The organism is Kitasatospora viridis (assembly GCF_007829815.1).
In the GTDB taxonomy this organism is placed as follows: domain Bacteria; phylum Actinomycetota; class Actinomycetes; order Streptomycetales; family Streptomycetaceae; genus Kitasatospora; species Kitasatospora viridis.
This window is the reverse complement of sequence record NZ_VIWT01000005.1, coordinates 20,682-44,026: the sequence shown is the minus strand read 5'-3', so window position 1 is coordinate 44,026 and position 23,345 is coordinate 20,682. Positions and strand designations below refer to the sequence as shown.

Below are 23,345 nucleotides of genomic sequence, written 5' to 3'. Positions count from 1 at the left end.
TATTCCGCGACTGAATTCCCACCGGTTCACGCGCTGTGCCACCCGCCCCTTCAGAAAAGTGGCCGACACGCCCCGCGACCGGACCCGGTCACGGGGCGTGCCGGTGGAATGCCGAGATCAGGCGGCGTCGTCGATCAGACAGGTCCAGCAGTCCGCGGCACCGGTGGTGATCTCGACCTCGTCCGCGAGGGACTCCCAGCTCTCGTAAGCCATTTCGCAACCCCTTCCAGTCGGTTGACCGGTTCTCGGTGGTGAACCGGCAAACGGTTGAGAGTGATTCTCGGCGCGCCCTGACAGGGCCGTCAAGACCGCTGCACACACAGGCTCGACAGGAATATCGAGATTTCTTCATCCGTCGTCCAGAAGTGCGGGGCAACTCGGACCAAACCATCCGGAACGGATACCTGGATTCCGACCCCGGCGAGCTTCTCGGCGATTCGTGCACCCGCTATTTCCGGGCTGCTGAAACTGATGATCCCGGAAAGGTTCGACGCTCCTGACGGCCCGTCACGGTGATCGGGCACCGCCAGCCGGTAGCCCCGCTCGGCGAGGCCGGCCCGCAGCCGGCCGGCCAGCGCCAGCACCCGCTCGGCGACCGCGTCGATCCCGATCGCCTCCAGCTCGGCCAGCGCCTCGGCCAGGCCCACCATCCCGAGCAGGTCGTACATCCCGCCCTCGACCCGGGCCGCGGTGGCCCGCTCCGGCCGGTCGTACCGCAGCCCGCCCGGCTGACCCCGGGTCGCCTCGGCCGCCTCCTCGTAGCCGAACCAGCCGCTGGGCACCGTGCGCAGCGCCGCCAGCCGGGACGCCCGGCAGAAGAACACCCCCGTGCCGGGCGGCCCACCCAGCCACTTGTGCGCGCCCGCCGCCAGGAAGTCCACCGGCGTGCGGGCCAGCGACAGCGGCAGCACGCCCAGGCTCTGCACCGCGTCCACGCAGACCAGCGCGCCGACCTCGGCGGCCAGCTCGCAGATCCGGTCCAGGTCGCAGCGGAAGCCGGTGGCGAAGTTGACGTGGCTGACCGCGATCAGCCGGGTGCCCGGGCGGACGGCGGCGGCGACGTCCGCCATCCGGTAGCCGCCTTCGCGCATCGGCACCCAGTCCACTTCGACGCCGCGCTCGCGCAGCCGCAGCCACGGGCGCACGTTCGCCGGGAAGTCGCGGTCGAAGAGCACCACCCGGTCGCCCGGGCGCCAGTCCAGGCCGTCCGCGACCAGGTGGATACCGGTGGAGGTGTTCGGCACCAGGGCGATCTCCTCCGGCGTGCAGTCGAGCAGCCGGGCGAAGGAGCGCCTGGCCGCCGTGCGCGCGCCGAAGACCCGGCCGACCTCGGCGCTGCCGTGCGGCAGCACCTGCTCCAGCGCCGTGCGCATCGCGGCGACGGCGGGCGGGCGCAGTCGGCCGAGGCCGGCGTGGTCGAGGTAGGCGCGCGGGGGCGGGGTGGGCCCCGTGGTGTCGCGGGTGGTCACCGGACGGCTCCCTTCGCCGGGTCAGCCGTGTCAGCTGGGTCAGCCGCGCTCGGCAGGTCGGCGGCGTTCGGCAGCCGCGCGGGCAAGCGCTGCGAGCGGGCCGCGCCCACCGCCATCCACCCCGCCACCAGCAGCGGCACACCGTGCAGCAACAGCACCCACGGCGCGAGCCGACTCGGTTGCAGCACCAGGCTGGTGGCGAGCAGTCCGGCCATGAACCCGGCGTTCACCGACACCTGCGACAGGCCGAACGCCCGCCCGCGCCGCTCGTCGGGCAGCCGCTGGAGCGACTGCTTGTAGGTGATCTCGCTCAGCGCGTCGCCCAGCCCCGCCAGGCCCGCCGCCACCAGCCGGGGCCACCAACCACCCAGCCAGAACACGCCGATGAAGCCCACCGACATCGCCATCGTGGCCAGGCAGTAGACCAGCGCCGGGGCCCGCTCCACCAGCCGCTTCGCCAGCGGGCGCAGCACGAAGCTGCCCAGCAGCAGTCCCGCCGCCCAACTCCCCCACACCACACCGGAGACCACCGCCGGCTGGCTCGGGTGCAGTTGCGTCCCCAGCATCGGCAGGCCGACCTGCTGGGAGGAGCTGCCGAAGGCGTCCAGCACCCGCAGCACCACCAGCCCCGCCAACCCCGCGCCCACCAACAGCGGCCAGGCGCCGGCCGTCTCGCGCCGTGCGCCGCCCCGCTCGCCGGACTCGCGCATCCGCAGCCGCAGCGCCAGCAGCACGGTGGCGGAGAGCAGGTAGCTGCCCGCGTCCAGCCCGAACACCCCGCGGTACCCGATGGCCGGCGCGAGCACCGCGGCCAGCCCCATGCCGACCATGAAGGCGACGCCCTTCAGCCCCGCGAGCGCGCTGTTCACCGCCTGGGTGCGCGACCCGGCCAGCACCGGCGTCGCGGCGCCCATCGTGGCCTCGAACACCGAGCGCCCGGCCCCCACCAGCACCACCGCCGGGTACAGCCACCACCGCTGCACGGCGGCGGGCAGCACGGCCAGCAGCCCCAGCATCACCGCGCGCACCAGGTCCGCGCCGATCATCACCCGGCGCCGGTCCCACCGGTCACCGAACCGCTGCCCGAGCCGGCCGCCCCCGATCGCCCCCGCGTACAGCGCCACGCTGACCAGCCCCGTGGCGACCCCCGAGCGCGTGCGCTCCCAGACGAAGACCGAGAGGCAGATGAAGTCCAGCGCGTACCCGATGTCCGAGACCGTCTTGGCGGTCAGGAACACCCCCAACTGCCGCCGCCCCGCCGACCCCGCGCCCTCCGCACCCTTCGCACCGGCCACCATGGCGCCCATGAAGCTCCCGCCCCCGCCCTGTCGGATCCTGTGATGATTCCGCACCGGCGAGGTGCCGAACAAGGGTGCGGTACGGCCGAATTCAGGTCGCACCCGACGGACCCCCCGGTCGCCCCGCTGGCCTCGGCAGTGGTCCCCGACGTACCCGGCAGTGGTCCCCGACGCCCCGTCAGCACCTTTCGGCGCGTGCGGCCGCCCTCCCCGCCCTGCTGCGCCGCCGCCTGACGATGTCCACCCGCGGCGGCTCCCGCACCCGGCTCCGGTCGGCCTCGCCCGCCCCGCAGGCCCGGTCCGTGCTGCCCGCCACGCCGTTCGGCGCCGTGGTCGGCAAGGAACTGCGGCTCTACTCGCGCTCGATGCTGCGCGGCGTCTCGCTGATGATCGCCTTCCTGGTCGGCGTCCTCGTGTGCGTCATCCCCAGCCTGTTCGGCACCCCGCTGCTGCTGCCCTTCGCCGGCCTGCTCTTCGCCGCCATCGCGGCCGCCGGCGCCACCAACCTCGACGGCGACGACGCCACCGCCCTCTGGCTGATGCGGAAGGCGGGCTGACGCCGGACGCGACCCGGGCGTCACTTGTCCGACTGAAATCGCCGACCGGAAATCGATCTGACGGCCAGTCAGCTCACCGTCGCTGCTAGGGTCCGGCCATGGCCGATCAACTCCGGCTGGGCATCGCCTCCTTCGGACCGCGCGAGTTCCAGTCGCTGCACGACACCTGCCTGCGCGAGGGACATCGACCGGTGGTCCACGTCTACTGCCGGTCGATGCGGCCGAACAGCGCCTCGGACGACTACGCTCCGGCCGCGGTCGGCTCACTCGTCGAGCACCTGCCCGCCGGGGTCGACCTGCTGCTCCCCGGCAGCGCCGCGGGGCTGGGCCGCTCCCTGGCCGGGTACGACCTCGACCTGCTGGTCGTCTACGGCTTCTCCTGGCGGCTGCCGCCCGAGGTGCTCGCGGTCCCGCGCCTGGGCGTCATCAACATCCACTGCTCGCTGCTCCCCGCGTACCGCGGGCCGGCCCCGGTGCTCTGGGCGATCCGCAACGGCGATGCCGAACTCGGCGTCACCGTGCACCGGATGGACGAAGGCTTCGACACCGGCCCGGTACTGGCCCAGCGTGGCGCGATCCCGCTCGACGACCGGGTCACCCCGCAGAGCCTCTGGCCGCACCTGGGCCCGGTCATCCAGGATCTCCTCGCGGTCGCCCTGGAGCGCGTGCTGGCCGACCACCCGGGAGAGCCGCAGGACGGTTCCCGCGCCAGCCACGCGGGCCTGATGGAGCCCGAGTTCACGGTCGTCGACCGGACGAGGACGGCGCGGGAGGTCCACAACCAGGTGCGCACCTTCCGGTTCATGGGGCCGGGCCTCGGCCCCACCGTCCGCGTCCGGGACCAGGTGTTGCGGGTGCTGCGGACCCGGCTCGATCCGGCCGAGGGGCTCCGGCTGGAGTGCGCCGACGGCCCGGTCTGGATCACGGAGTCGGTTCCGGTGGGCGGTTCCGAGGGTCCGTCGGGCCTTGAGGATCCGTCAGGTCTGGAGGATCCGTCAGATTTTGAGGATCCGTCAGTTCCCGCCTGATCTGCCGATCGCGCGCGGTCGCCCGCGAGTCCTCGAAGCGCGTGAGCAGTGAGAGCGCCTCCCGCCAGTGCGAGCGGGCGGCATCGTGCTCGCCCGTCTGCCGGAGAGCTCGGGCCAGGTTGTCGAGTGCGCCGGACAGCTGCCAGGCGTCCCCGCACTCGCGGTGCAGCTCGGCTGCCTCCTGGTGCAGCCGGATCGCCAGTTCGGTCCGTCCGAGGTCGCGGCAGGCCTCGCCGGCCCGGTCCAGGGCGGTCGCCGCACGGCTCCGGTCGCCCAGTCGCCGCTGGATCCCGGCGGCCTCCTCGGCCGACCGCAGTGCCTCCTCGGCCCGGCCGGCTGCCCGCTCGGCCTGCGCCGCCTCGGCCAGCCAGTGGGCCCGCCAGACGCTGTTCCGTTCCTGGTCGGCGATGACGAGAGCGGCGGTGATCGAGTCGAGCGCCCGGGTGAGCTCGCCGAGTTCGCGCAGCGCCCAGCTGCGGAAGAACAGCGCGTTCCCCTCGCCGCTGCGGTCTCCCAGCGTGCGGAAGACGGCCAGCGCCTCGTCCAGGGCTGCGGCGGCCGGGGCCGGCTCGCCGAGTTCGCAGAGCGTCTCCGCGAGGTTCGACAGGGCGAGCGCCACCCACCGGCGGTCGCCGAGTTCGCGGAAGACGGCCGCGCCGGCCTCGAACCAGCCCCTGGCCTCCGCCAGTCGCCTGCGCCGCAGGCCCAGCAGCCCCAGGGCGTTCAGCGAGACCGCCTCGCCGAAGCGGTCGCCGATCGCCTGCCTGATCTCCAGCGCGACGCGGTGGCTGGACTCGGCCTCGTCGAGCCGGCGCGCCTGGAAGTACGCCTTGCCGAGGCTCTCGTGGGCCTCCGCCTGACCGGCCCGGCTGCCGTCCCGCACCGCGGCCTCGATGCCGATCCGTGCCGTGGTCACCCAGTCCTCGAAGGCGTTCTGGTGCATGTGGACGGCCCGGAGCATGGCGCACAGGCGCCAGGCCAGGTCGTCGGCCCCGCAGTCCGCGGCGGCCCGGGTGGCCGCGACCAGGTTGTCCGCCTCCTCCCGGTACCACTGGAACGCCGCGCCGTGGTCCTCGAAGGCCAGCGGGACGACCTCCGGCGGCACCGCGAGGTCGAGCGGGTAGCGGTCGAAGGGGGCGAGCACGGACTGCGCGTTGTCCGCCGTGTGCAGGTACCAGGCCAGGGCACGCCGTTCGGCGTCCCGGCGGTCCTGCGCGGACTCGGTCCGCTGCACCGTGTCGACCGCGTACGCGCGCAGCAGGTCGTGCAGTTGGTAGCGGCCGGCGGCGCGCTGCTCCACCAAGTGGGCCCCGACCAGGAGATCGAGCCGGCGGCGCGCCTGCGCCACGGTGCTGCCCGCTACCGCCGCCGCTGCCGGCAGGCCGAACTCGGCACTCGGGAGCAGTCCGAGGAGTCGGAACTGCCGGGCCGCCGGCGGCGGCAGCGCCCGGTAGGACCAGGTGAAGACACCGTGCATCGCGTCCGTCTCCTCTTCGCTCTCCGCGGTCAGCACGTCCCAGAGCGCCGAGCGGTCCTTCAGATCGGCGATCAGCTCCCCCAGCACCATCAGCGGGCGGCCGGCGGCGCGTTCGGCGGCGATCCGCAGGGCCAGTGGCAGGCCGGCGCAGAGCCGGGCCAGTTCGGCCAGGTCCTCGGGCAGGTCCGCCGCCCGGTGGGCCGCGGTGACGGTGCGGAGCAGCCGGACGGCCTCCTCGTTCGGGAACCTGGGCAGGTCGAGGCGGTGCGCGCCCTCCCGGGCCACCAGGCCGGGCAGGCTGTTGCGGCTGGTGACCAGGGTCAGCGAGCCCGACGCGCCGGGCAGCAGCGGCCGGACCTGCGTGGCGGTCGCGGCGTTGTCGAGCACCACCAGCAGCCGGCGGTCGGCGGTGACCGAGCGGTAGAGCGCGGCCCGGTCCTCCAGTTCGGGCGGCACCGCACCGGCGGGGACCCCGAGGGCGTGCAGGAAGCGGACCAGGACCTGCTCCGGGGGCATCGGCAGACTCGTGTCGTGGCCGCGGAGGTTGACGTACAGGGCGCCGGCCGGGAAGCGGTCGCACACGCCGTGGGCCCAGTGCAGCGCCAGGGAGGTCTTTCCCACACCGGGCGTGCCCGTGAGCACGACCACGGGCGACGGGGACTCGCCGCGGTGCGCGTGCGCGTTCGTGTCCGGGTCGGCGGCCGGGTCGGCGGCCGGGGTCGCAGCCGCGACGATGACGTCGAGCCGCCCGATCTCGCTGCTCCGGTTGACGAAGTTCGCCGGAGTCGACGGCAACTGTCGGGGCGTCACGGCGAACGCCGGTTCGCCAGGCGGCTGGTGCAGGTGCACGCCACCGTGGATGTCGTGCGCCTGGAGCACGTTCCGGGCGGTGGTGAAGCCCGACACCTCGTTCCCGTGGAAGGAGGCCGTGGGGAGCGGGAGTTCGGGCGGCTCTGCGCCGCCCATCAGGACGGGCGCCCCGGCGGCGCCGCCGCCCTCATGCCCGCTGCCCGGGAGGAGCGGGCAACTCGGCCACCTCGCGGGCGAAGTAGCTCTCCAGCGGCTCGCCGCGGCCGTAGAGGTCCACGATGAACTGGCGGCACCGCAGGATCAGTGCCGGGTCGGCGAACCGCCGGACCGATTCGAGGACGCCGCGCCCGTCGTACACCGCCTCGTACATCACCTCGGCCCCCAGGGTGTAGACCTCGGGCAGCGGCCGCGCCGTCTCGAACTCGGCCACCTGCTCCGGTCCGAGGACCCGGACCGGGCCGCCGCTCTGGTCACGGATGCGGAGCGCGTGGAGCTCCCACTGGAGGTAGGGGCTGATCGGCTCCTCGACGACGCGCACCCGGTTCGCGGTGAAACCGCGCTCGGCGGCCCTGCGGTGGTAGGCCGCCATGTCGGCGCGACCCGCCTCCAGAATGCGCATCGACCGCGCCCAGTCACCTGCGGCGAACGCCTCCCAACTGTCGTATCCCGGCTCCCGGAACGTCTGCCCGCGCTCCAGTTTCCAGAACCCGAGGTCGGAGATCCTCCAGAAGAGCTCGCCGAATTCGGCGTAGTAGACGTCGAGTTCCATCCGCTCGCCGGTTTCGCCGGCAAGGAGGTCAGGCATCCGGAATGTCCGCCTTCGCCGCGATGACGGTCGCGCGCGGGATGACGACGAGGTGCTCGCCCGGGTCGATGCTCACGCCTTCGGGGAGTCTGCCCTGGTAGGAGTCGGTGAGGTCGCGCCCGATCACGGCGACGTCTCCGTTGTCCAGCTCCCAGATGTCGGGGCAGCTGGCGTTCCCGGAGGTCTGTCCGAGCTCGTGGGAGGACTTGCCCAGGCGGCGGGCGAAGGACGCGGTGGGGTCGGGTTCCCAGCGAGCGGCCATGCGTTCCCCGTCAGTGTGAGAAGTGGCAGGGTGACAAAAGCTAACCGAGCAGCTGACTTGTGGTCAAGTGAGTTGTTCTGCAAGGGGATTGAGCAATTATTGGGATCAGTTGCTTAACGGACTTTCCAGGTCCGCATTGGATGCGATCCGCTGACTGCGAGTCGACCCCCGGTCCGCCGACGCACCGTCACGCCCCCGCCCCGGCCGGGAAGCCGTGCCGGCGGGCGCCCAGCACCAGGGCCAGCACCGGCAGCAGCAGGGCCGCCACCGCCCACGGCAGGGCGGCGGCGCCGAGGCCGGTCAGCAGCAGGCCGCTGAGCAGGCCGCCGGCGGCCATGGCGGCGTTCCAGAGGGTGACCAGCACGGCCTGGACGGCGTCGGCCCGGTCCGCGCCCGCGCGGCCGGCGGCGGTCTGCAGCAGGGTCGGCACGCCGCCCCAGCCCAGGCCCCAGAGTGCGGCGGCCGGGTAGACCCAGGAGGCGGTGAGGAGGAGTGCGCCGAGGGCGACCAGTGCGGCGGCGGCGACGGTCAGTGCGCGCAGCCGGCGGTGGATCTGGGCGCCCACCAGCCAGATGGCCAGCAGTGAGGCGGCGCCGAAGACCAGCAGCACGGGGGCGGTGTCGGCGGCGCGGCCCAGGTGGGCCAGGAAGGCGGCGACGTAGGCGTACAGGAGGGTGTGGGCCAGCACGAAGAGCAGCGTGGTGAGCAGCACCGGGACGACGCCGGGCAGGCCGAGCGGGCCCGGGCCGGCGCGCCGCGCGCGGGGCTCGCCCGGGTGGTCCGGCACTCCGGCCGCGATCCAGCCGAGCACCGCGACCGCCACGCCGGTCATCGCCAGGAACGCGGCCGACCAGCCCGCGATCCGGCCCAGGTAGGTGCCGGCCGGCACGCCGAGGGAGAGGGCCACCGGGATGCCCGCCATCACCAGCGCGATCGCCCGGCCCTGGAGCCGCGGGCCGGCCAGCCGCCCGGCGTAGCCGGCCAGCAGGGCCCAGGCGACTCCCGCCGCGACGCCGGCCAGGAACCGGGCGGCCATGGTCAGGGCGTACGCGTGGGAGAGCGCGGTCACGGTGTTGGCGAGGGCGAAGCCGCCCATCGCCGTCAGCAGCAGCCGCTTGCGCCGCCACCCGGCGGTGGCCCGGGTCAGCGGGATGGCGGTGAGCGCGGTGCCGGCGGCGTAACGGTGACGGCCTGCCCCATCGCCGACTCCCCGACCCGCAGGCTCGCGCTCATCCCGGGCAGCAGGCCGGCGGGCAGGGTCTCGGTGAGGCTGGTGAGGAAGACGGCGGTGGCCAGGGCCAGCAGCGGGGAGAGCGGCAGCCGGGAGCGGGTCGTCCCCGGGGCGCGTTCGGGGTTCACGGTGGTGGTCATGCCGGGATGCTCGCCCCTGACACCGGTGTCAGGATCAACCGGATCTGCGCAGGGAGGGTGCCCCCGGCCGTCGCCGGGGGCACCCCGCACCTCGCACCCGTCACACCCGCGCGTAGCCGGCCGGACGGCTGGTGAAGGTGCCGCGGCCTTGGGTGCGGCCGCGCAACCGCGAGGCGTAGCCGAACAGTTCGGCCAGCGGCACCGTCGCCGTCACCACCGCAGTACCGGCCCGGACGGGGCTGCCCTGCCCGAGGCTGCCCTGCCCGAGGTTGCCCTGCCCGAGGTTGCTCTGCCCGACGATCTGGCCGCGTCGCGCCGCCAGGTCGCCGAGCACGCCGCCGAGCGCCTCCTCCGGAACCGTGACGGTGACCTCGACCACCGGTTCCAGCAGTGCCATGGCGCAGCGCCGCAGCGCCTCCCGCAGGCCCAGCCGGCCGGCCGTGCGGAAGGCCGGCTCGGAGGAGTCCTTCGGGTGGGTCGCCCCGTCGGTGAGCACCACCCGCAGGCCGGTCACCTGGTGGCCGGCGAGCGGGCCGCCGTCCAGCAGCGCGTCCCGGCAGCCGGCCTCGACCGCCCGGACGTACTCCTGCGGCACCCGGCCGCCCACCACGGTGGAGGCGAACTCGAAGCCCTCCATCTCCTCGGTCGCCAGCACGTCCAGCACCAGGTGGGCGAACTGGCCCGCGCCGCCGTCCTGTTTGACGTGCCGGTGCACCAGGCCGGTGACCCCGCGCAGCACGGTCTCCCGGTAGGCCACCTGCGGGCGGCCGACCGCGAGTTCCAGGCCGAGCGCCTGACGGACCTTCTCCACCGCGACCTCCAGGTGCAGTTCGCCCATTCCGGAGAGCACGGTCTGCCCGGTCTCCGGGTCGGTGCGCACGACCAGTGACGGATCCTCCTCGACCAGTCGGGCCAGCGCACCCGCCAGCCGGTCGGTGTCGGTGCCGCGCCTGGGCTCGACGGCCACCGAGACCACCGGGTCGGCGCTGCGCGGCGCCTCCAGCACCAGCGGCGCCGTCGGCGCGGTCAGGGTCGCGCCGGCCCGGGCCGCCTTGACGCCGATCACCGCGACGATGTCGCCGGCCGCCGCCTGCTCCACCTCGGCGTGCCGGTCGGCCTGCACCCGCAGGATCCGGCCGATCCGCTCGCCCCGTCCGGCGCTCGCGTCCAGCACGTTCTCCCCCTTGCGCAGCGTGCCCGAGTAGACCCGCAGGTAGGTCAGCCGGCCGGTGGCGGTCGAGTTGACCTTGAAGACCAGCGCCGCGAACGGCGCCGCCGGGTCGGCCGGGCGCTGCTGCTCGGCACCGTCCAGCGTGCCGCGCACCGGCGGCAGGTCGGACGGCGCGGGCAGGTAGGCGGTCACCGCGTCGAGCAGCGGCTCGATGCCGCGGTTGCGGTACGCCGAGCCGCAGAGCACCACCACTCCCGCGCCGGTGCGGGTGAGTTCGCGCAGCGCCGCGCGCAGGGTGGCCGCGCCGCGCGTGCCGCTCTCGCAGTACTCCTCCAGCGCGCCCGGGTGCAGTTCGGCCACCGCCTCGGCGAGTTGCCGCCGCCGGTCCCGAGCCTGCGTCAGGAGCTCGTCGGGGACGTCGAGTTCGAGCATCCCGGCGTCGCCGCCGGGCCAGACCAGGGCGCGCATCGCGACCAGGTCGACCACGCCGGTGAAGCCGTCCTCGACGCCGATCGGCAACTGCACCACCAGCGGCACCGGGTGGAGCCGCTCGCGGATCGAGTCGACGGCGCGGTCCAGCTCGGCGCCGGCCCGGTCCAGCTTGTTGACGAAGGCGATCCGGGGCACGCCGTGCCGATCGGCCTGGCGCCAGACCGACTCGCTCTGCGGCTCCACGCCGGCGACCGCGTCGAAGACCGCCACCGCGCCGTCGAGCACCCGCAGCGAGCGCTCCACCTCGTCGGCGAAGTCGACGTGGCCGGGGGTGTCGATCAGGTTGATCCGGTGGCCGTCCCAGTCGCAACTGACCGCCGCGGCGAAGATGGTGATGCCGCGGTCGCGCTCCTGCGGGTCGAAGTCGGTGACGGTGGTGCCGTCGTGGACCTCGCCGCGCTTGTGGGTGGTGCCGGTGGTGAAGAGGATCCGTTCGGTGACGGTGGTCTTGCCGGCGTCGACGTGGGCCAGGATGCCCAGGTTGCGGACGGCGGGGAGACTGGTGCTGGTGGGAGGGGTGGTACGCACGACCGTGCCTTTCAGCGGTGGTCCGGAAGGTGGCGGCGCGATGCGGGCACCTCCCCGGTCTCGGCCGGGAGGTGCGCCCGTCCCCTGACGGGCGGACGGGTGCGGGCGGTCAGCCCCTGCGGTACCGGGCGCGCAGCCGGCACCGGCCGGCCCGGGACACCAGGATCACCTCGAACCGGGCGCGGGGGAGCACGACGGCGCTGATCGCACGCACGGCCCTCTCCCCTCGTCTCGGCACGGCGGGCACGGCCGCCCTCGGTGGCGGCGTGCTCCTGCCGGGGAGCGTAGCGGCGCCACGGTGCGGGGCCACAACGGTTTTCGGGGTACCGCCCGGTGATCGTTCGTTCGTTCGCTATCGTTGACGGCATGTCAGACATCGTCGGTACCCAACTGGTGGTCACCGCCCGGGCGTGGATCGTCGCGGCCTGGTACCACCACCTGCTGACCCGTCCGGTGATCCTGCTGGACGACGTGGAGCAGACCGGCACCCACTGGGGGAGCAACGCGCTGCCGCTCGGGCCCGGGCCGCACCGGATCGCCGCCTCGTTCCGCTACAAGTGGCAGCGGACGGCCCGACTCTGCGAGGGGCGGACCGAGTTCACCGCGGAGGACGGGGTGACCACGGTGCTCCGGGCGCAGTTGGGGGTGCGCAACACCGCCCCCTTCCGGATCACCGGTCCCGCGGCCCGGAGCAGCGACTGACGGGCCGTCGGAGCCGCACTCCGCCACGGCAGGATCCGGTCGTGGCGGGAAACGCCACGGGGTGGTGACCGAAGTCACCACCCCGTGCGGCGTTCCCGATTCGCGGGCGGGCGTTCGCAGTTCGGGTGCGACCCGACGGCGGGTGCGACCTAGAAGAAGTCGCGACGCTCGATGATCTCCTCGCGCTCGATGACCTCTTCGCCACCGAACAGACCGAAGAAGCCGTTGTCCCGCTCCACGACGGTCTCCCGCTCGATGATCTCCTCGCGGCCGAAGCGGTCCCGGCGGACGATCTCCTCGCGCTCGACGATCTCCTCGCGGCCGAAGAAGCCGTCGCGCTCGATGAACTCCTCGCGCTCGTAGTACTCGCGCATGTCACTCCCCTGCCCTGTCACCACGCCGGACGGTGCGTCCGACGGTGCTCCCGACGTGCTGTCAGGCGAGACACTAACGCAGCCGGCCGAGCGCGTTCGAAACAGGTGTGCAACAGCCCGGTCCGGGTGCTGACCCGGGGGAACCCGCCCGGGGGCCGCCGCGTCGGAGCGGCGGACCGGTACCCGCACGGGGCGCCGCGAACGGATTGGGGTGGGCGATGCGGATCCGACGGACCGGCCTGGCGGCGGGGGCGGCACTGCTGGCGGCGGCGCTGGGGTTGACCCTGGCGCTCGGTGGCGGCGAGCAGCGCCAGCCGGGCATCCTGCTGACCGCAGCGGCGGCGCCCGAACCGGCGCCCAGCGCCGCCGAACTGACGGCCACCTCGCAGGCCACCGAGGCGTTCGGGGTCGACCTGTACCGCGCGCTGGCGCAACAGCAGAACGTGGCGCTCTCGCCGGCCGGCCTGGCCGCGGTACTGGGCATGCTGCTGCCCAGCGCACACGGCACCACCCAGCAGGAGCTGGCCACCGCGCTGCGCACCCGGCTGCCCGCCGACCGCTACGCGATGGCGCTGGGCGCGCTGCGCGCCCAGCCCGGCGACAAGCGGGTGGTGCTCAAGCAGTCGGACACCCTCTGGGCGCAGCACGGCTACCCGGTGCGCCAGGACTACTTGGCGCTGCTCGCGGCCGCCTTCCGCACCGGCGTGCGCACCACCGACTTCGCCAAGGACCCGGACGGCTCCCGGAACGCGGTGAACCAGCTGGTCGAGCAGCAGACCGGCGGCCTGGTCAAGAACCTCTTCGCGCCCGGGCAGTTGGACTCCGGCACGCTGCTGGCACTCACCGACGCGCTCTACCTGAAGGCGGACTGGGAGACCCCGTTCAAGGCGGCGGACAGCACCGACCAGGCCTTCCACCGGCTGGACGGCAGCACGCCCGAGGTGCGGATGATGCACCAGAACGACGACCTGCGGTACGCGGCGGGCACCGGCCCCGGCGCGCCCTGGCAGGCGGTGGAACTGCCCTACGTGGGAGGCGACCTGGCGATGGACCTGGTGGTCCCGGACCAGGGCGACTTCGACGCCTTCCGCGGCGCGCTGACCGGGCCGGTCCTGGACCAGGTGCTCGGCGCCCTCACCCAGACCCGGATCGAGCTGGCGGTGCCGAAGTTCAGCCTGCAGAGCGACGAGGACCTGAACGGCGCGCTGGCCGGCCTGGGCGTGCGGACCGCCTTCAGCACCGCCGCCGACCTGACCGGGCTGGTCCCGGCCGGGACGTCGCCGAAGCCGGTGCTGACCTCGGTGGTGCAGAAGGCGGTGGTGCAGGTCGACGAGACCGGCACCACGGCGGCGGCGGGGAGCGGGGCGGCCGTCGGGGCGACGGCGGTCGCACCGCCGCGGGTCTCGGCCCGGCTGACGGTGGACCGGCCGTTCGTCTTCCTGATCCGCGACCTGCGGTCGGGGCAGCTGCTGTTCCTGGGGCAGGTGACGGACCCCCAGGGGTGAGAGCGGGGCGCGTTCCAGGCGCACCCGAGGCGCATTCGGCGCGCATTCAGGGCGCATTCAGGGCGCATTCGAAGCACAGCCGAGGTGCATTCGAGGCACGTCAGGGGAATTCTTCGGGATTATTGTCAGCCTATTTTGGGGGCCGGTAAATTCCTTGACGGGCTTTCAGTTAGCACACTAATCTTGCCGACTGTCGGCTCGACTGCGACATCCGCGCCACTCAATGGATGCAATTCCACGTTTCATCAGATTAATCAGGGGGTGTGTCGATGAACTCCACCGAAACCGTGTCGGTCGGGGCCGCGCTTTCCGGGGCTGCGCTTGCCGGGGCCATGCCTGCCCAGGCCACGCCTGCCGAGGCCGCGCCCGCCGGGTCCGCGCGTGCCGAGGTCGCGGCCGCCGCGGCGGCCGGTCCGCTCGCCCTCATCGGCGCCCGCCTGATCAGCGGGACCGGCGCCGCTCCGGTCCCCGACACCGACGTGCTGGTCGCCCAGGGCCGGATCCTGCGGATCGGCCCGACCGGCAGCATCGGGATCCCGGCCGACGCCCGGCGGATCCCGTGCGCCGGCCTGACCGTCCTGCCGGGGTTCATCGACTCGCACACCCACGTCGAGCAGGAGATCCCCGCCGCGCTGGCCGCCTTCCTGCGGGACGGGGTGACCAGCATCGGCAACACCGGCTGCGGGCCCCAGCTGATCGAGGTGCTGCACCTGGCCGGGCGCGACCCTGCCGCCGCGCACGCCTTCGTCGCCGGGCCGGCCATCACCGCGCCGGGCGGGTACCCGGCGATCCGGGGCGACGGCTCGGCGGCCCGCGGGGTGGCCAGCGAGGCCGAGGCGGCCGCCGCCGTGGACGAACTGGTCGGCCGGGGCAGCGACTTCATCAAGATGACCCAGGAGTCCTTCGACTTCGACTACCGGACGCCGGGTCACCTCCCGGTGCTCGCACCGGCGCTGATCGCCGCCGTGGCCCGCCGGGCCCGCGAGCACGGGCTGCCGGTCCGCTCGCACGTGCACCACGTCGACCAGCTGGACGTCGCGCTGGCGGCCGGTGTCAGCAGTGTCGAGCACCTGCTCTTCCCGCTGCCGCCCGACACCGGCTACGTCGAACTGCACCGGTCCGGCCGGCTCGGCCTGGACGCGCTGCCGGAGTTCGACCGCCGGATCGACCGGATGGTCGCGGCCGGCATCCGCCTGGTGCCCACCCTGGGCGGCGAGCTGGTCAACATCCGGCTCAGCCTGCCCGAACTGCCCGAGGCGGCGGTGCGCGGGATCGAGGAGTTGCTGGTCACCGTGCTGGCCAAGTACGTCGCCGCGGGCGGCCGGGTCGCGCTGGGCAGCGACTGGGTCGGCCTGCCCGGCATCCCCGCCGGCCTGCCGCGCGAGGAGCTCGGTCACCTGCTGGCCGCGGGTCTGACGCCGCTCCAGGTGATCGAGGCCGGCACCCAGGGCGCGGCCGCCGTCTGCGGCCAGGCCGGGCAGCGCGGAGTGCTGGCGCCCGGGCTGGCGGCCGACCTGATCCTGGTCGAGGGCGACCCGAGCACCGACCTCGGCGCGCTCGACGCGCTGCGCCTGGTGGTCAAGGACGGCCGGGCGGTGACCGTGGACCACTTCGCGCGGGGCGCCGCCGAGCCCGCCCCGCTGTCGAGTTGACGGGCCCGCCATGGCCTCGCACTCCGCCTCCGCCGCCCGGAGCAGCCCGCGCGCCCGCCCCGGTGGCAGCTCGCCGTGGCTGACCCTGCTCGCGGTCTCGGTCGGCTCCTTCATGACCATCCTGGACAGCACGGTGGTCAACGTCGCGGTGCACGCCCTGCAACTGCGCTACGGCGCGCCCACGTCCGAGGTGCAGTGGGTGGTCAGCGGGTACGCGCTGGCGCTCGGCATCGCCACCCCGCTGGCCGGGGAGCTGGGCGAGCGGTTCGGCACCAAGCGGGTCTTCCTGAGCTCCCTGCTGGCCTTCGCCGTCGCCTCGCTGCTCTGCGGCCTGGCGCCCGGCCTCGGGCTGCTGGTCGCCGCCCGGGTGGTGCAGGGGCTGGCCGGTGGGTTCGCGCTGCCGCTCGGCTCGGCCCGGCTGTTCACCGCCTTCCCGGCCGAGCGGCGCGGCCTCGCCTTCGGCATCTTCGGCCTGGTGCTGGTCTTCGCGCCGATGATCGGCCCGCTGGTCGGCGGGGCCTTCGTGGACGCCGGGTTGAGCAGCTGGATCTTCTTCGTCAACGTGCCGATCGGCCTGGTCGGCGTGCTGCTCGGCAGCCGGGTGCTGGCCCCCGACGAGCCGCGCGACCCCAACCGGCCGCCGCCGGACTGGCTCAGCCTGGCCGCCGTCTGCCCCGGCTTCGGCGGGTTGCTGCTCGGCGCCACCCAGTTGGGCGCCGGACAGCGCTCCACCGCCGTGCTGTCCTTCGCCGTGGGCGCCGCCGCGCTGGCCCTGCTGGTGATCCGCCAGCAGACCGGCCGTCAGGGCCCGTTCGACTTCGGCCTCTACCGGCTGCGCAGCTACGGCGTCGGCAGCGCGATCAACGTGCTGGGGCAGGTCCCGTTCTTCGGCACCCAGTTCCTGCTGCCGCTGGCCATCCAGGTGGTGCACCGGTCCAGCGCGCTGGACGCCGGGCTCGCGCTGCTGCCACTGGCCGTCTCGGCCGGCACCACCGGGCTGCTCGGCGGGCGGATCCGGGACACCTGGGGGCCGCGACTGCCGCTCACCGCCGGGTTCCTGCTGCTGGCGGTGGGGATCGCGCTGGTCCGGGCCAGGGCCGCCGACTCCGATCCGGCCGCGCTGGTCCTGCCCCTGGTGGTCACCGGCGCCGGGGCCGGGGTGATCCCGCCGCTCACCCAGGTCACCGCGATCAGCGCGGTGCCGCCGGCCGCGGTCACCCGGGGCACCGCCCTCTTCCAGGCCACCCAGCGCACCTGCCAGGCGCTCAGCGTCGCCGTGCTCAGCGCGATCGCCATGAGCGGGGTCACGGTGCCGGCCGACAACCCGGGCTACTCCGCCCAGTTCGCCGCCGGCCTCTCCGACGCCTACGGCCTGGCACTGCTGTTCGCACTCTGCTGCGCCGGCCTGGCCCTGCTGCTGCCGGGCGGGCGACTCCCCGCCCGGGTGGACCGAGCGCCGACACCGGCGGTGGACTGATGAGTCGTCAGCTGGGGACTCGCCAGATCCCGAGCCGCCACCCGGCGAGCGGGCCGCCGTGCTGACCGGCGTGCGGGTCCCGGTCCAGGGGCCGCCCGCCACGGACCCGGCGGCCGGCCACGCGCTGCCGCCGCTGCGCGGCCGGGAGCCCGAGCTGGAGCTGATCGGCCAGTGGGCGGACCGGGTGCTCGGCAGCCGCCAGGCGCTGCTCGGCCTGCTCGCCGGCGGCCCCGGCAGCGGGCGCTCGCGACTGCTCCGCGAGGCCGAACTGCTCACCGGCGGACGCGGGTTCCAGGTCGCCCGGGTGCGGCGCGGGCCGCTCGACACGCTGGAGGGCGCCCTCAGCGCGGCCCTCGGCGTGGGGCGCCCCGCGCCCGAGGAGAGCGCGCTGCGCCGGGCCCACGCACTGCTCGCCGAGCAGCTGCGCACCATGCCGGTGCTGATCAGCTGCGACCACCCGCTGCCCGTGCCGGCACTGCGTCAACTGCTCGCCCCCTACCGGGAGAGCCCGCTGCTGCTGCTCGCCGTCGAGCCCGCCGGCGAGCCCGCCCCGTCCCTGCGCCCCGCCCCCGCGGAGCGCACCCAGCGGCTGCCGCTGACCCCGCTCGCCCCGGCCGCGGCCCGCCAGATGGCCGCCGACCTGCTGGGCGCACCGCCGGACCCGGAGCTGGCCGAGCTGCTCGGCATGGCGCAGGGCCGCCCCCGCCTGCTGGCCGAGCTGCTCGACAGCCTGGACGCCGACCGGGTGCTGCACCTGGACGAGGGCCTGGCCCGGCTCACCGAGCGCGGCCGCCCGCCCCGCGCGCTGCACGGCCTGGCCAACCGCCGGATCGCGGCGGCCTCCCCGCCCGCCCGCGAACTCCTGGAGGCCGCGGCCGTGCTGGGCCGCTCCAGCCTGCCGGAGGACGTGGCGCAGATACTGCACCGACCGGTCGCCGCCCTCGCCCCCGCCGTCCGGGACGCCACCGGCACCGGCCTGCTGGACGGCAGCTCCGACGAGCTGACCTTCCGGCACGAGCTGCTCCGGCAGAGCGTGCTGGCCGAACTCCCGCGCGCCGTCCGCTCGGCCCTGCACCGCCAGGCCCTCGGCATCCAGCTGGCCCGCGGCCACTCGATCACCGCCGCCGCACCGCACCTGCTGCACGGCGCCCACCCCGACGCACCCGCCACCGCCACCCTGCTCCGGGTGGCCGCCACCGAGTCGCTGGCCGACAACCCGGGCACCGCGGCGGAGTTGGCCCTGCGCGGGGTGGCGGTGGTGACCGATCCTGGCGCGGCCACCCCGATGCTCGCGCTGGCGGCCGAGGCCTGCCTGCGCTCGGGAGCGCTGACCAAGTCGATCAGCCTCGCCCTGGGCGCCCTCGAAGGCACCTCGGACGGCCGGACGGCCGAGGCCGGCCAGACCCCGGACTCCTCCGAGGCCGCCCAGGCGGCCCAGGCGTCGCCCGCCGTCCCCGCCCGGCTGCGCACCTCGCTGGCCACCGCGCTGCTGCTGCGCGGCGACTACCCGGCGGCCCTGACGGCCCTGGCCGCCGTGCCCAGCGCCCCCGGAGTCCCCGCCGCCGTGCGCCGGGACGCGTTGCTCACCCGGATCGCCGCCCTCGCCGCCGAGGCGGGCCCGGACGCCGGCGAGCGCATCGCCGAGGTCCGTCGGCTGGCCAGCGGGCAGGGGCTCGACCTCGGCGCCGCCGCCGTGCTCGCGGAGGCGGTGCTGCACTGGCGCGACGGCCGGGCGGCGCGCGCCCTGGAGCTCGCCGCCGAGGCGGCCGCCCTGCGCGCCCAGGGCTCGCTCGCCTCCTGGCACCACTCCCCCGAGCTCAGCCACGCGCTGCTGCTCGCCCAGCTCGGCCTGGTCACCCGGGCCCGCGCCGCGCTCGCCGCCGCCCCGCTGGCGCCCGAGTTCACCGGCCCGCTGCTGCGTCACCTCGCGGGCGCCCGGCTCGCCCTGGCCGAGGGCCGCCCGGCCGCCGCCGGCGCGGAAGCGGCCGGCGCGCTCGGCCAGGCGGAGGCGGCCGGCCTGCTCTGGGCCGAGCGGCAGGCCCGCAGCGTGCTGGCCGCGCTCGCCGTCCAGCACGGGGAGTTCGCGATCGCCCAGGAACACGCGCAGGTGCTGCGGCGGGCCGAGCCGGAGAGTCCGGCCGCGCTGCTCGGGCACTGGGTGGAGGCCCAACTGGCCGCCGCCGAGCACGACCCGGAGCGGCTGCGCCACGCCCTCGCGCTGGTCTGGCCCAGCCCGCCCCCGCCGGGCGGCCGGGCCCTGCTGGTCCGGGAGCCGCCGTTCGCCCCGTGGCTGGTCCGGGCGCTGTTGACGACCGGTCAGCGGGCCCGGGCCACCGCCTTCGGCGCAGTGGTCCGCGCACTGGCCGTCGCCAACCCCGGCCTGCCGGCGATCCACGCCGCCGCCTCGCACGTCCGCGGCCTGCTCGACCACGACGCCGTCGCCCTGGAGGCGGCCGCCCGCGCCCACCGCGACGCCTGGGCCCGCACCTCGGCCCTGGAGGACTTGGGCATCCTGCTCGCCGGCACCGACCGCGACCGGGCCGTCCGCACCCTGGAGGAGGCGCTGGAGGCCTACCAGCGCCTCGGCGCCGACCGGGACGCCGCCCGGGCCCGCCGCCGCCTGCGCTCCCTCGGCATGCGCCACCGCCACCAGTCCCGCCCCGACCGCCCCCGCGAACGCCGCCCCAGCACCGGGTGGCCCAGCCTCACCACCACCGAACGCACCGTCGCCGAGTACGCCGCCCAGGGCATGACCAACCGTCAGATCGCCGGTCGGATGTTCCTCTCCCCCCACACCGTCGCCTTCCACCTGCGCCAGATCTTCCGCAAGCTCGCCATCCACTCCCGCCTCGAACTCGCCCTGAAGGCGCGGGAGAAGTGAGATTCGGCCGGCCGAGCGCGGATCACCTACGCCGGCCCCGACGAGCGAGAAGCCGTGAGCAGGCCCGTGAGCGAGAACCCGTGTAGGACGACCTGATCCGGGCCCGCTACGGGCGCACCAGGTCCGCGCCCGACGACCGCCGACCCGCGGACGGCGATCCGCGGACGGCCGCCGGCCCGACCCCGCCGTGCTCCGCGCGGTGCACGACCCGGCTGCTCACGGACTGGAATTCTCCGCGCACTGAGCGGTGCGGCTCGCCGCCGGCGGCCGGTGTCGGTGCGCGGCGGTAGCTTCCGGGCATGGGGATCTACCTGGTCGGCGTGGGTGCGGCGGAGTGGTTCGGCGGGGCCGGGGACGGCGGGGCGGGCGGTGGCGGGGACGGCTTCGGCGAGGACGGCTTCGGTGAGATCGCCGCCGAGTTGGGCGCGGCGCTGGCCGATCTCGGGCTGCCCGCCTTCGCGCCGGTGTCCGAGGAGGCGGCCTCGGCGTTCGAGGAGAAGCTCTCCCCGCCCTCCGCCGGATTCGACGCCCTCTGCCGCGAGTTGCTCTCCCGGGAGCAGTACGAGACGTTGACCTCCTGGTCGGTGCTGGTGCCGTTCCCGCTGCCCGACGAGCTGTGGCTGCCGGGCGGCCCGACTCCGGAGACCACCATGGTCGCGGGCGCGCCGCAGGTGCTCGCCATCGCCGAGCGGGTGGCGACGGCGATCGGGCTGCCCGTGGCGGACCTGCCGACCGCGCCCGAGGGGCTCGAACTGACCGGCTGGTTCCTGGACGGCCCGGCAGCGGAGCTGGCCGCCGTGCGCCCCGGCCGCTGGTCGGCGGATCTGGCCGCCTCGTTCTACGCCGCCCTCTTCCTGCGCGCCGCCCAGCACGCGATCCGGCACGGCTGCCCGATGGCCTTCTGCTGAGGTTCGCTCAGGGCCCGTCCGGTGACGGCCGGAAGCGCTCCAGGGTCTGCTGCGCGTACTCGTTCTCGGGGCCGAGGTCCCGGACCGCCCGTTCGGCCTCCTCGATCCGGCCCGTCTCGCACAGCAGCTGGACGAGGCCGTACAGGGCGCTACCGTCCCCGGCTTCGACGCGCTCGCGCAGCCCCGCCACGTCCCCGCGCGCGCGGAGCGCCTTGTTGAGCCGCCGGCGCGCGTGCGAGTCGGTGCGGGCGAGTTCCGCGAGCTCCGCGAACCGCCCCGCGCCGACGAGCAGGTCCATGTGCCAGAGGTGGACGTCGTGGGCGTGGTAGTCGGCGGAGGAGCACACGGCCCGGGCGCTCACCAAGCTGATGGCGGTGTCCCAGTCCCGGAGTTGCTCCGCTTCCCGGGCCTGTTCGAACCACTCCACGGCAGTTGCCCTCCCGCTCAGATGTGCGCTCGGATCTGCCGGACCGGGTGGCCGAGTTCGTTACCCAGCGCCGTCAGCTGCTCCTCGGTGAACCAGAGGAGCTCGGGGTTCCAGACGGCGATCTCGAACCGGGCGAAGCCGCAGGGCCAGGCGTAGTCGAGCGCGTCGAGCGAGGAGTCCGCGCCGCAGCACGGGAGCCGGACGGCGAGGGTGGCGAAGCCGTCCTCGACGTGGGCTTCGAGCATGTCAGCCCACCAGTCGGTGCCGATCTCGGCCCGGCAGAGCGGGCAGCCGATCCGCTCCAGGTTCTCGCCGCAGTCCACGGCGGTGAGCACGGGGTGCCAGGTCGCCTCGGCCTCGTCGTGACCACCCGTCAGCTCGGCCACCAGCGCGACGGTGCGCCGGCCCGCCTCCTGGGTGGGCTGCCAGTGCGGGTCGGCCGGGATCACCGAGAGGATGTCGTCGCTCACGGCCGACGATGCTATCGAAGCCGTCGCATTGTCGGACAACCACTCAGCTGCCGCGCACCACCCGGGCCACCCGGTCCGCGTCACCTCCCTGCCCGCCCTCGCCGCCCTCGCCGCGCCAGGCCACGTGGCCGTCGGGCCGGACCAGGACCAGCGGCGCGCGGTAGAGCGCGGCCACCTCGGGGTCGGCGCAGCGGGTGGTGGTGAGCGGGATCCCCCGGGCCGCGAAGGCGGCGCGCAGGGGCAGCGGGTCGGCGCCGCCGAAGGCCAGCAGGTGGTGGTCGGGGCCGAACAGGTCGAGGGTGGAGCGTCCGGGTGCGAGCCAGGCGTGCGGGGCCCGGGAGCCGGGCAGGGCGTTGGGGCGGTCCAGCGGCTCGCCGTCGGCGGGGGGCGCGGGCAGGACGATCCGGGAGTCGTAGCGGTACCCCATGTGGATCATGGGCGCGTCGAACTCCCGGCGGGCGCCATCCGCCTCCAGCCGGGCGGCGAACGCGGCGCGGGTGGCCCGGCCGAGCGAGCTGTCCTGGTGCAGGTCGGCGGGGAGTTCGCGGTCCATGGTGCGGCGCAGGTTGCGGTGCGCCTCGTCCAGGGCGGTGACGGCGACCGGTCGGCGTTCCTCCTGGTAGCTGTCGAGCAGCCCGGGGCCGGCCCAGCCGGCCAGCTCGGCGGCGAGCTTCCAGCCGAGGTTGGCGGCGGCGGCGATCCCGGCGTCGCAGCCGAAGCCGCCGGAGGGCGAGAGGGTGTGCGCGGCGTCGCCGACCAGCAGCACCCGGCCGCACCGGAACTCCTCGGCCACCCGGTGGGTGAGCTGCCAGTGCTGGTCGGAGCGCACCCGCAGCGGCAGGTCGTCGAAGGCGATCGCCCGGCGCAGCAGGGCCGGTGCGGGCTGGGTGGCTTCCGGCGTGCCGCCGCAGCGGATGGAGAGCCGGTAGAGGTCCTGCCCGTCGACGGCCCGCATCGGGAACCGCAGCGCGTCCGAGAGCAGCAGGAAGTAGAAGAGCGCGTGCCGGTTGCCGAGCCGCTCCCGCAGGCCGGGGGCCTCGAAGAGGATGTTGCGCAGCAGCTGCCCGGGGTGCCGGCCCGGGGCTGGCACCCCGCAGGCGGCGCGCACGGCGGAGTCGGCCCCATCAGCGCCGACCAGGTGGCGGGCCCGGACGCTGACGGTCCGTCCGGCGGCCAGGTCGACGAGGTCGACGGTGACGCCCTCCCGGTCCTGCCGCAGGCCGTCGAACCGGCAGCGCAGCCGGAGCGGCCCGTCGGGGTGGTGGCCGAGCGCGCCGGCGAGCAGCGGGGTGAGCCAGTGCTGCGGGCAGATCGCCTCGGGCTCGGGGGTGTGCCGGAACGGCGCGCGGGTGACGGTGCTGCCGACGTGCAGCCGGTGCACCTCGTGGCCGCCGATCCGGGTGACCCAGGCGGTGTCCAGGCTGTGGTCGGCGGGCCAGCCGGCGGCGCGGATCCGGTCGGCCAGCCCCCAGCGGCGGAAGTGCTCCATGGCGCGCGGGCCGACGGTGTTGGTGCGCGGGTGGTCGACGGCGCCGTCGCCCTGGTCGATCAGCAGCACCGCCACGCCGTGGCTGCGCAGTTCCAGGGCGAGCGCGAGGCCGACCGGCCCGGCGCCGACGATCAGCACCTCGGTCTCGGCGGGCAGCGGCGCTGCTTGAGGTGCCGTCATGTCGGCTTTCCC

18 protein-coding genes and 1 pseudogene are annotated in these 23,345 nt (G+C 75.0%); 8 read left to right on the top strand and 11 right to left on the bottom strand.

Going from position 1 to position 23,345, the window contains the following annotated elements; genetic code table 11:
• Positions 1–302 precede the first annotated feature (302 nt).
• A complete protein-coding gene (locus FHX73_RS36840; protein WP_145910412.1) occupies positions 303–1,469 on the bottom strand; it encodes an aminotransferase class V-fold PLP-dependent enzyme in 1,167 nt (388 codons plus the stop codon).
• Positions 1,466–2,776, bottom strand: coding sequence for an MFS transporter (locus FHX73_RS36835; protein ID WP_145910411.1), 1,311 nt, complete (start codon positions 2,774–2,776; stop codon positions 1,466–1,468). Before FHX73_RS36835 ends, FHX73_RS36840 begins: the two co-directional genes overlap by 4 nt.
• Before the next feature lie 227 nt (positions 2,777–3,003).
• On the opposite strand from FHX73_RS36835, the gene FHX73_RS36830 reads away from it, so the two are divergent.
• Complete coding sequence (locus FHX73_RS36830) at positions 3,004–3,324, top strand: hypothetical protein (protein ID WP_145910410.1); 321 nt, start codon at positions 3,004–3,006, stop codon at positions 3,322–3,324.
• Between the two features lie 98 nt (positions 3,325–3,422).
• Positions 3,423–4,352 (top strand): methionyl-tRNA formyltransferase, encoded by a 930-nt coding sequence (locus FHX73_RS36825; protein WP_145910409.1) that lies wholly within the window; start codon positions 3,423–3,425, stop codon positions 4,350–4,352.
• Here FHX73_RS36825 and FHX73_RS36820 read toward each other — a convergent pair.
• The 5 genes and pseudogenes from FHX73_RS36820 to fusA form a co-directional block, all read right to left on the bottom strand.
• Positions 4,246–6,795 (bottom strand): ATP-binding protein, encoded by a 2,550-nt coding sequence (locus FHX73_RS36820; RefSeq protein WP_145910408.1) that lies wholly within the window; start codon positions 6,793–6,795, stop codon positions 4,246–4,248. The two genes, FHX73_RS36825 and FHX73_RS36820, sit on opposite strands and share 107 nt — an antisense overlap.
• A 31-nt stretch (positions 6,796–6,826) precedes the next feature.
• On the bottom strand, positions 6,827–7,444 hold the full coding sequence (locus FHX73_RS36815; RefSeq protein ID WP_145910407.1) for a DUF6879 family protein: 618 nt from the start codon (positions 7,442–7,444) through the stop codon (positions 6,827–6,829).
• Entirely contained in the window at positions 7,437–7,706 is a 270-nt protein-coding gene (locus FHX73_RS36810) for a hypothetical protein (protein WP_145910406.1), read from the bottom strand. The genes FHX73_RS36815 and FHX73_RS36810 overlap by 8 nt, the downstream gene beginning before the upstream one ends.
• A gap of 187 nt (positions 7,707–7,893) precedes the next feature.
• Positions 7,894–9,077: pseudogene (locus FHX73_RS36805) on the bottom strand (MFS transporter).
• Between the two features lie 100 nt (positions 9,078–9,177).
• Entirely contained in the window at positions 9,178–11,268 is a 2,091-nt protein-coding gene (gene fusA, locus FHX73_RS36800; protein ID WP_145910405.1) for an elongation factor G, read from the bottom strand.
• A 366-nt stretch (positions 11,269–11,634) separates the two neighbouring features.
• Here fusA and FHX73_RS36795 point away from each other — a divergent pair, with 366 nt between their 5' ends.
• Positions 11,635–11,970 carry a hypothetical protein gene (locus FHX73_RS36795; protein ID WP_145910404.1) on the top strand — a complete coding sequence of 112 codons (336 nt, stop codon included), beginning with the start codon at positions 11,635–11,637 and terminating at the stop codon, positions 11,968–11,970.
• Between the two features lie 149 nt (positions 11,971–12,119).
• On the opposite strand, the gene FHX73_RS36790 is transcribed toward FHX73_RS36795, so the two are convergent.
• A complete protein-coding gene (locus FHX73_RS36790; protein ID WP_145910403.1) occupies positions 12,120–12,344 on the bottom strand; it encodes a hypothetical protein in 225 nt (74 codons plus the stop codon).
• Positions 12,345–12,562: 218 nt separating this feature from the next.
• Between FHX73_RS36790 and FHX73_RS36785 the strand changes: the two genes are divergently transcribed.
• The 5 genes from FHX73_RS36785 to FHX73_RS36765 all read left to right on the top strand — a co-directional run bounded on the left by FHX73_RS36785 (position 12,563) and on the right by FHX73_RS36765 (position 20,767).
• Entirely contained in the window at positions 12,563–13,849 is a 1,287-nt protein-coding gene (locus FHX73_RS36785) for a serpin family protein (RefSeq protein ID WP_145910402.1), read from the top strand.
• A gap of 332 nt (positions 13,850–14,181) precedes the next feature.
• Entirely contained in the window at positions 14,182–15,501 is a 1,320-nt protein-coding gene (locus FHX73_RS36780; RefSeq protein WP_170305250.1) for an amidohydrolase family protein, read from the top strand.
• 10 nt (positions 15,502–15,511) lie between these two features.
• Positions 15,512–16,978: a DHA2 family efflux MFS transporter permease subunit gene (locus tag FHX73_RS36775; RefSeq protein ID WP_145910400.1), complete on the top strand. Its 1,467-nt coding sequence runs from the start codon at positions 15,512–15,514 to the stop codon at positions 16,976–16,978.
• A 58-nt stretch (positions 16,979–17,036) separates the two neighbouring features.
• Positions 17,037–19,859, top strand: coding sequence for a helix-turn-helix transcriptional regulator (locus FHX73_RS36770; protein WP_145910399.1), 2,823 nt, complete (start codon positions 17,037–17,039; stop codon positions 19,857–19,859).
• Between the two features lie 299 nt (positions 19,860–20,158).
• On the top strand, positions 20,159–20,767 hold the full coding sequence (locus tag FHX73_RS36765) for a hypothetical protein (protein ID WP_145910398.1): 609 nt from the start codon (positions 20,159–20,161) through the stop codon (positions 20,765–20,767).
• Positions 20,768–20,774: 7 nt separating this feature from the next.
• On the opposite strand, the gene FHX73_RS36760 is transcribed toward FHX73_RS36765, so the two are convergent.
• From FHX73_RS36760 to FHX73_RS36750, 3 genes are read right to left on the bottom strand one after another with little or no spacing between them, the layout of a single operon-like run.
• Complete coding sequence (locus FHX73_RS36760) at positions 20,775–21,194, bottom strand: hypothetical protein (protein WP_145910397.1); 420 nt, start codon at positions 21,192–21,194, stop codon at positions 20,775–20,777.
• A 17-nt stretch (positions 21,195–21,211) separates the two neighbouring features.
• Positions 21,212–21,664: a hypothetical protein gene (locus FHX73_RS36755; protein ID WP_145910396.1), complete on the bottom strand. Its 453-nt coding sequence runs from the start codon at positions 21,662–21,664 to the stop codon at positions 21,212–21,214.
• Between the two features lie 43 nt (positions 21,665–21,707).
• Positions 21,708–23,333 carry an FAD-dependent monooxygenase gene (locus FHX73_RS36750; RefSeq protein ID WP_145910395.1) on the bottom strand — a complete coding sequence of 542 codons (1,626 nt, stop codon included), beginning with the start codon at positions 23,331–23,333 and terminating at the stop codon, positions 21,708–21,710.
• Positions 23,334–23,345 lie beyond the last annotated feature (12 nt).

Coding starts and splice junctions, on each gene's coding strand:
- FHX73_RS36835 (WP_145910411.1), bottom strand. CDS start 2,776: ATGGGCGCCATGGTGGCCGGTGCGAAGGGTGCGGAGGGCGCGGGGTCG.
- FHX73_RS36830 (WP_145910410.1), top strand. CDS start 3,004: ATGTCCACCCGCGGCGGCTCCCGCACCCGGCTCCGGTCGGCCTCGCCC.
- FHX73_RS36825 (WP_145910409.1), top strand. CDS start 3,423: ATGGCCGATCAACTCCGGCTGGGCATCGCCTCCTTCGGACCGCGCGAG.
- FHX73_RS36820 (WP_145910408.1), bottom strand. CDS start 6,795: ATGGGCGGCGCAGAGCCGCCCGAACTCCCGCTCCCCACGGCCTCCTTC.
- FHX73_RS36815 (WP_145910407.1), bottom strand. CDS start 7,444: ATGCCTGACCTCCTTGCCGGCGAAACCGGCGAGCGGATGGAACTCGAC.
- FHX73_RS36810 (WP_145910406.1), bottom strand. CDS start 7,706: ATGGCCGCTCGCTGGGAACCCGACCCCACCGCGTCCTTCGCCCGCCGC.
- FHX73_RS36795 (WP_145910404.1), top strand. CDS start 11,635: ATGTCAGACATCGTCGGTACCCAACTGGTGGTCACCGCCCGGGCGTGG.
- FHX73_RS36790 (WP_145910403.1), bottom strand. CDS start 12,344: ATGCGCGAGTACTACGAGCGCGAGGAGTTCATCGAGCGCGACGGCTTC.
- FHX73_RS36785 (WP_145910402.1), top strand. CDS start 12,563: ATGCGGATCCGACGGACCGGCCTGGCGGCGGGGGCGGCACTGCTGGCG.
- FHX73_RS36780 (WP_170305250.1), top strand. CDS start 14,182: ATGCCTGCCCAGGCCACGCCTGCCGAGGCCGCGCCCGCCGGGTCCGCG.
- FHX73_RS36775 (WP_145910400.1), top strand. CDS start 15,512: ATGGCCTCGCACTCCGCCTCCGCCGCCCGGAGCAGCCCGCGCGCCCGC.
- FHX73_RS36765 (WP_145910398.1), top strand. CDS start 20,159: ATGGGGATCTACCTGGTCGGCGTGGGTGCGGCGGAGTGGTTCGGCGGG.
- FHX73_RS36750 (WP_145910395.1), bottom strand. CDS start 23,333: ATGACGGCACCTCAAGCAGCGCCGCTGCCCGCCGAGACCGAGGTGCTG.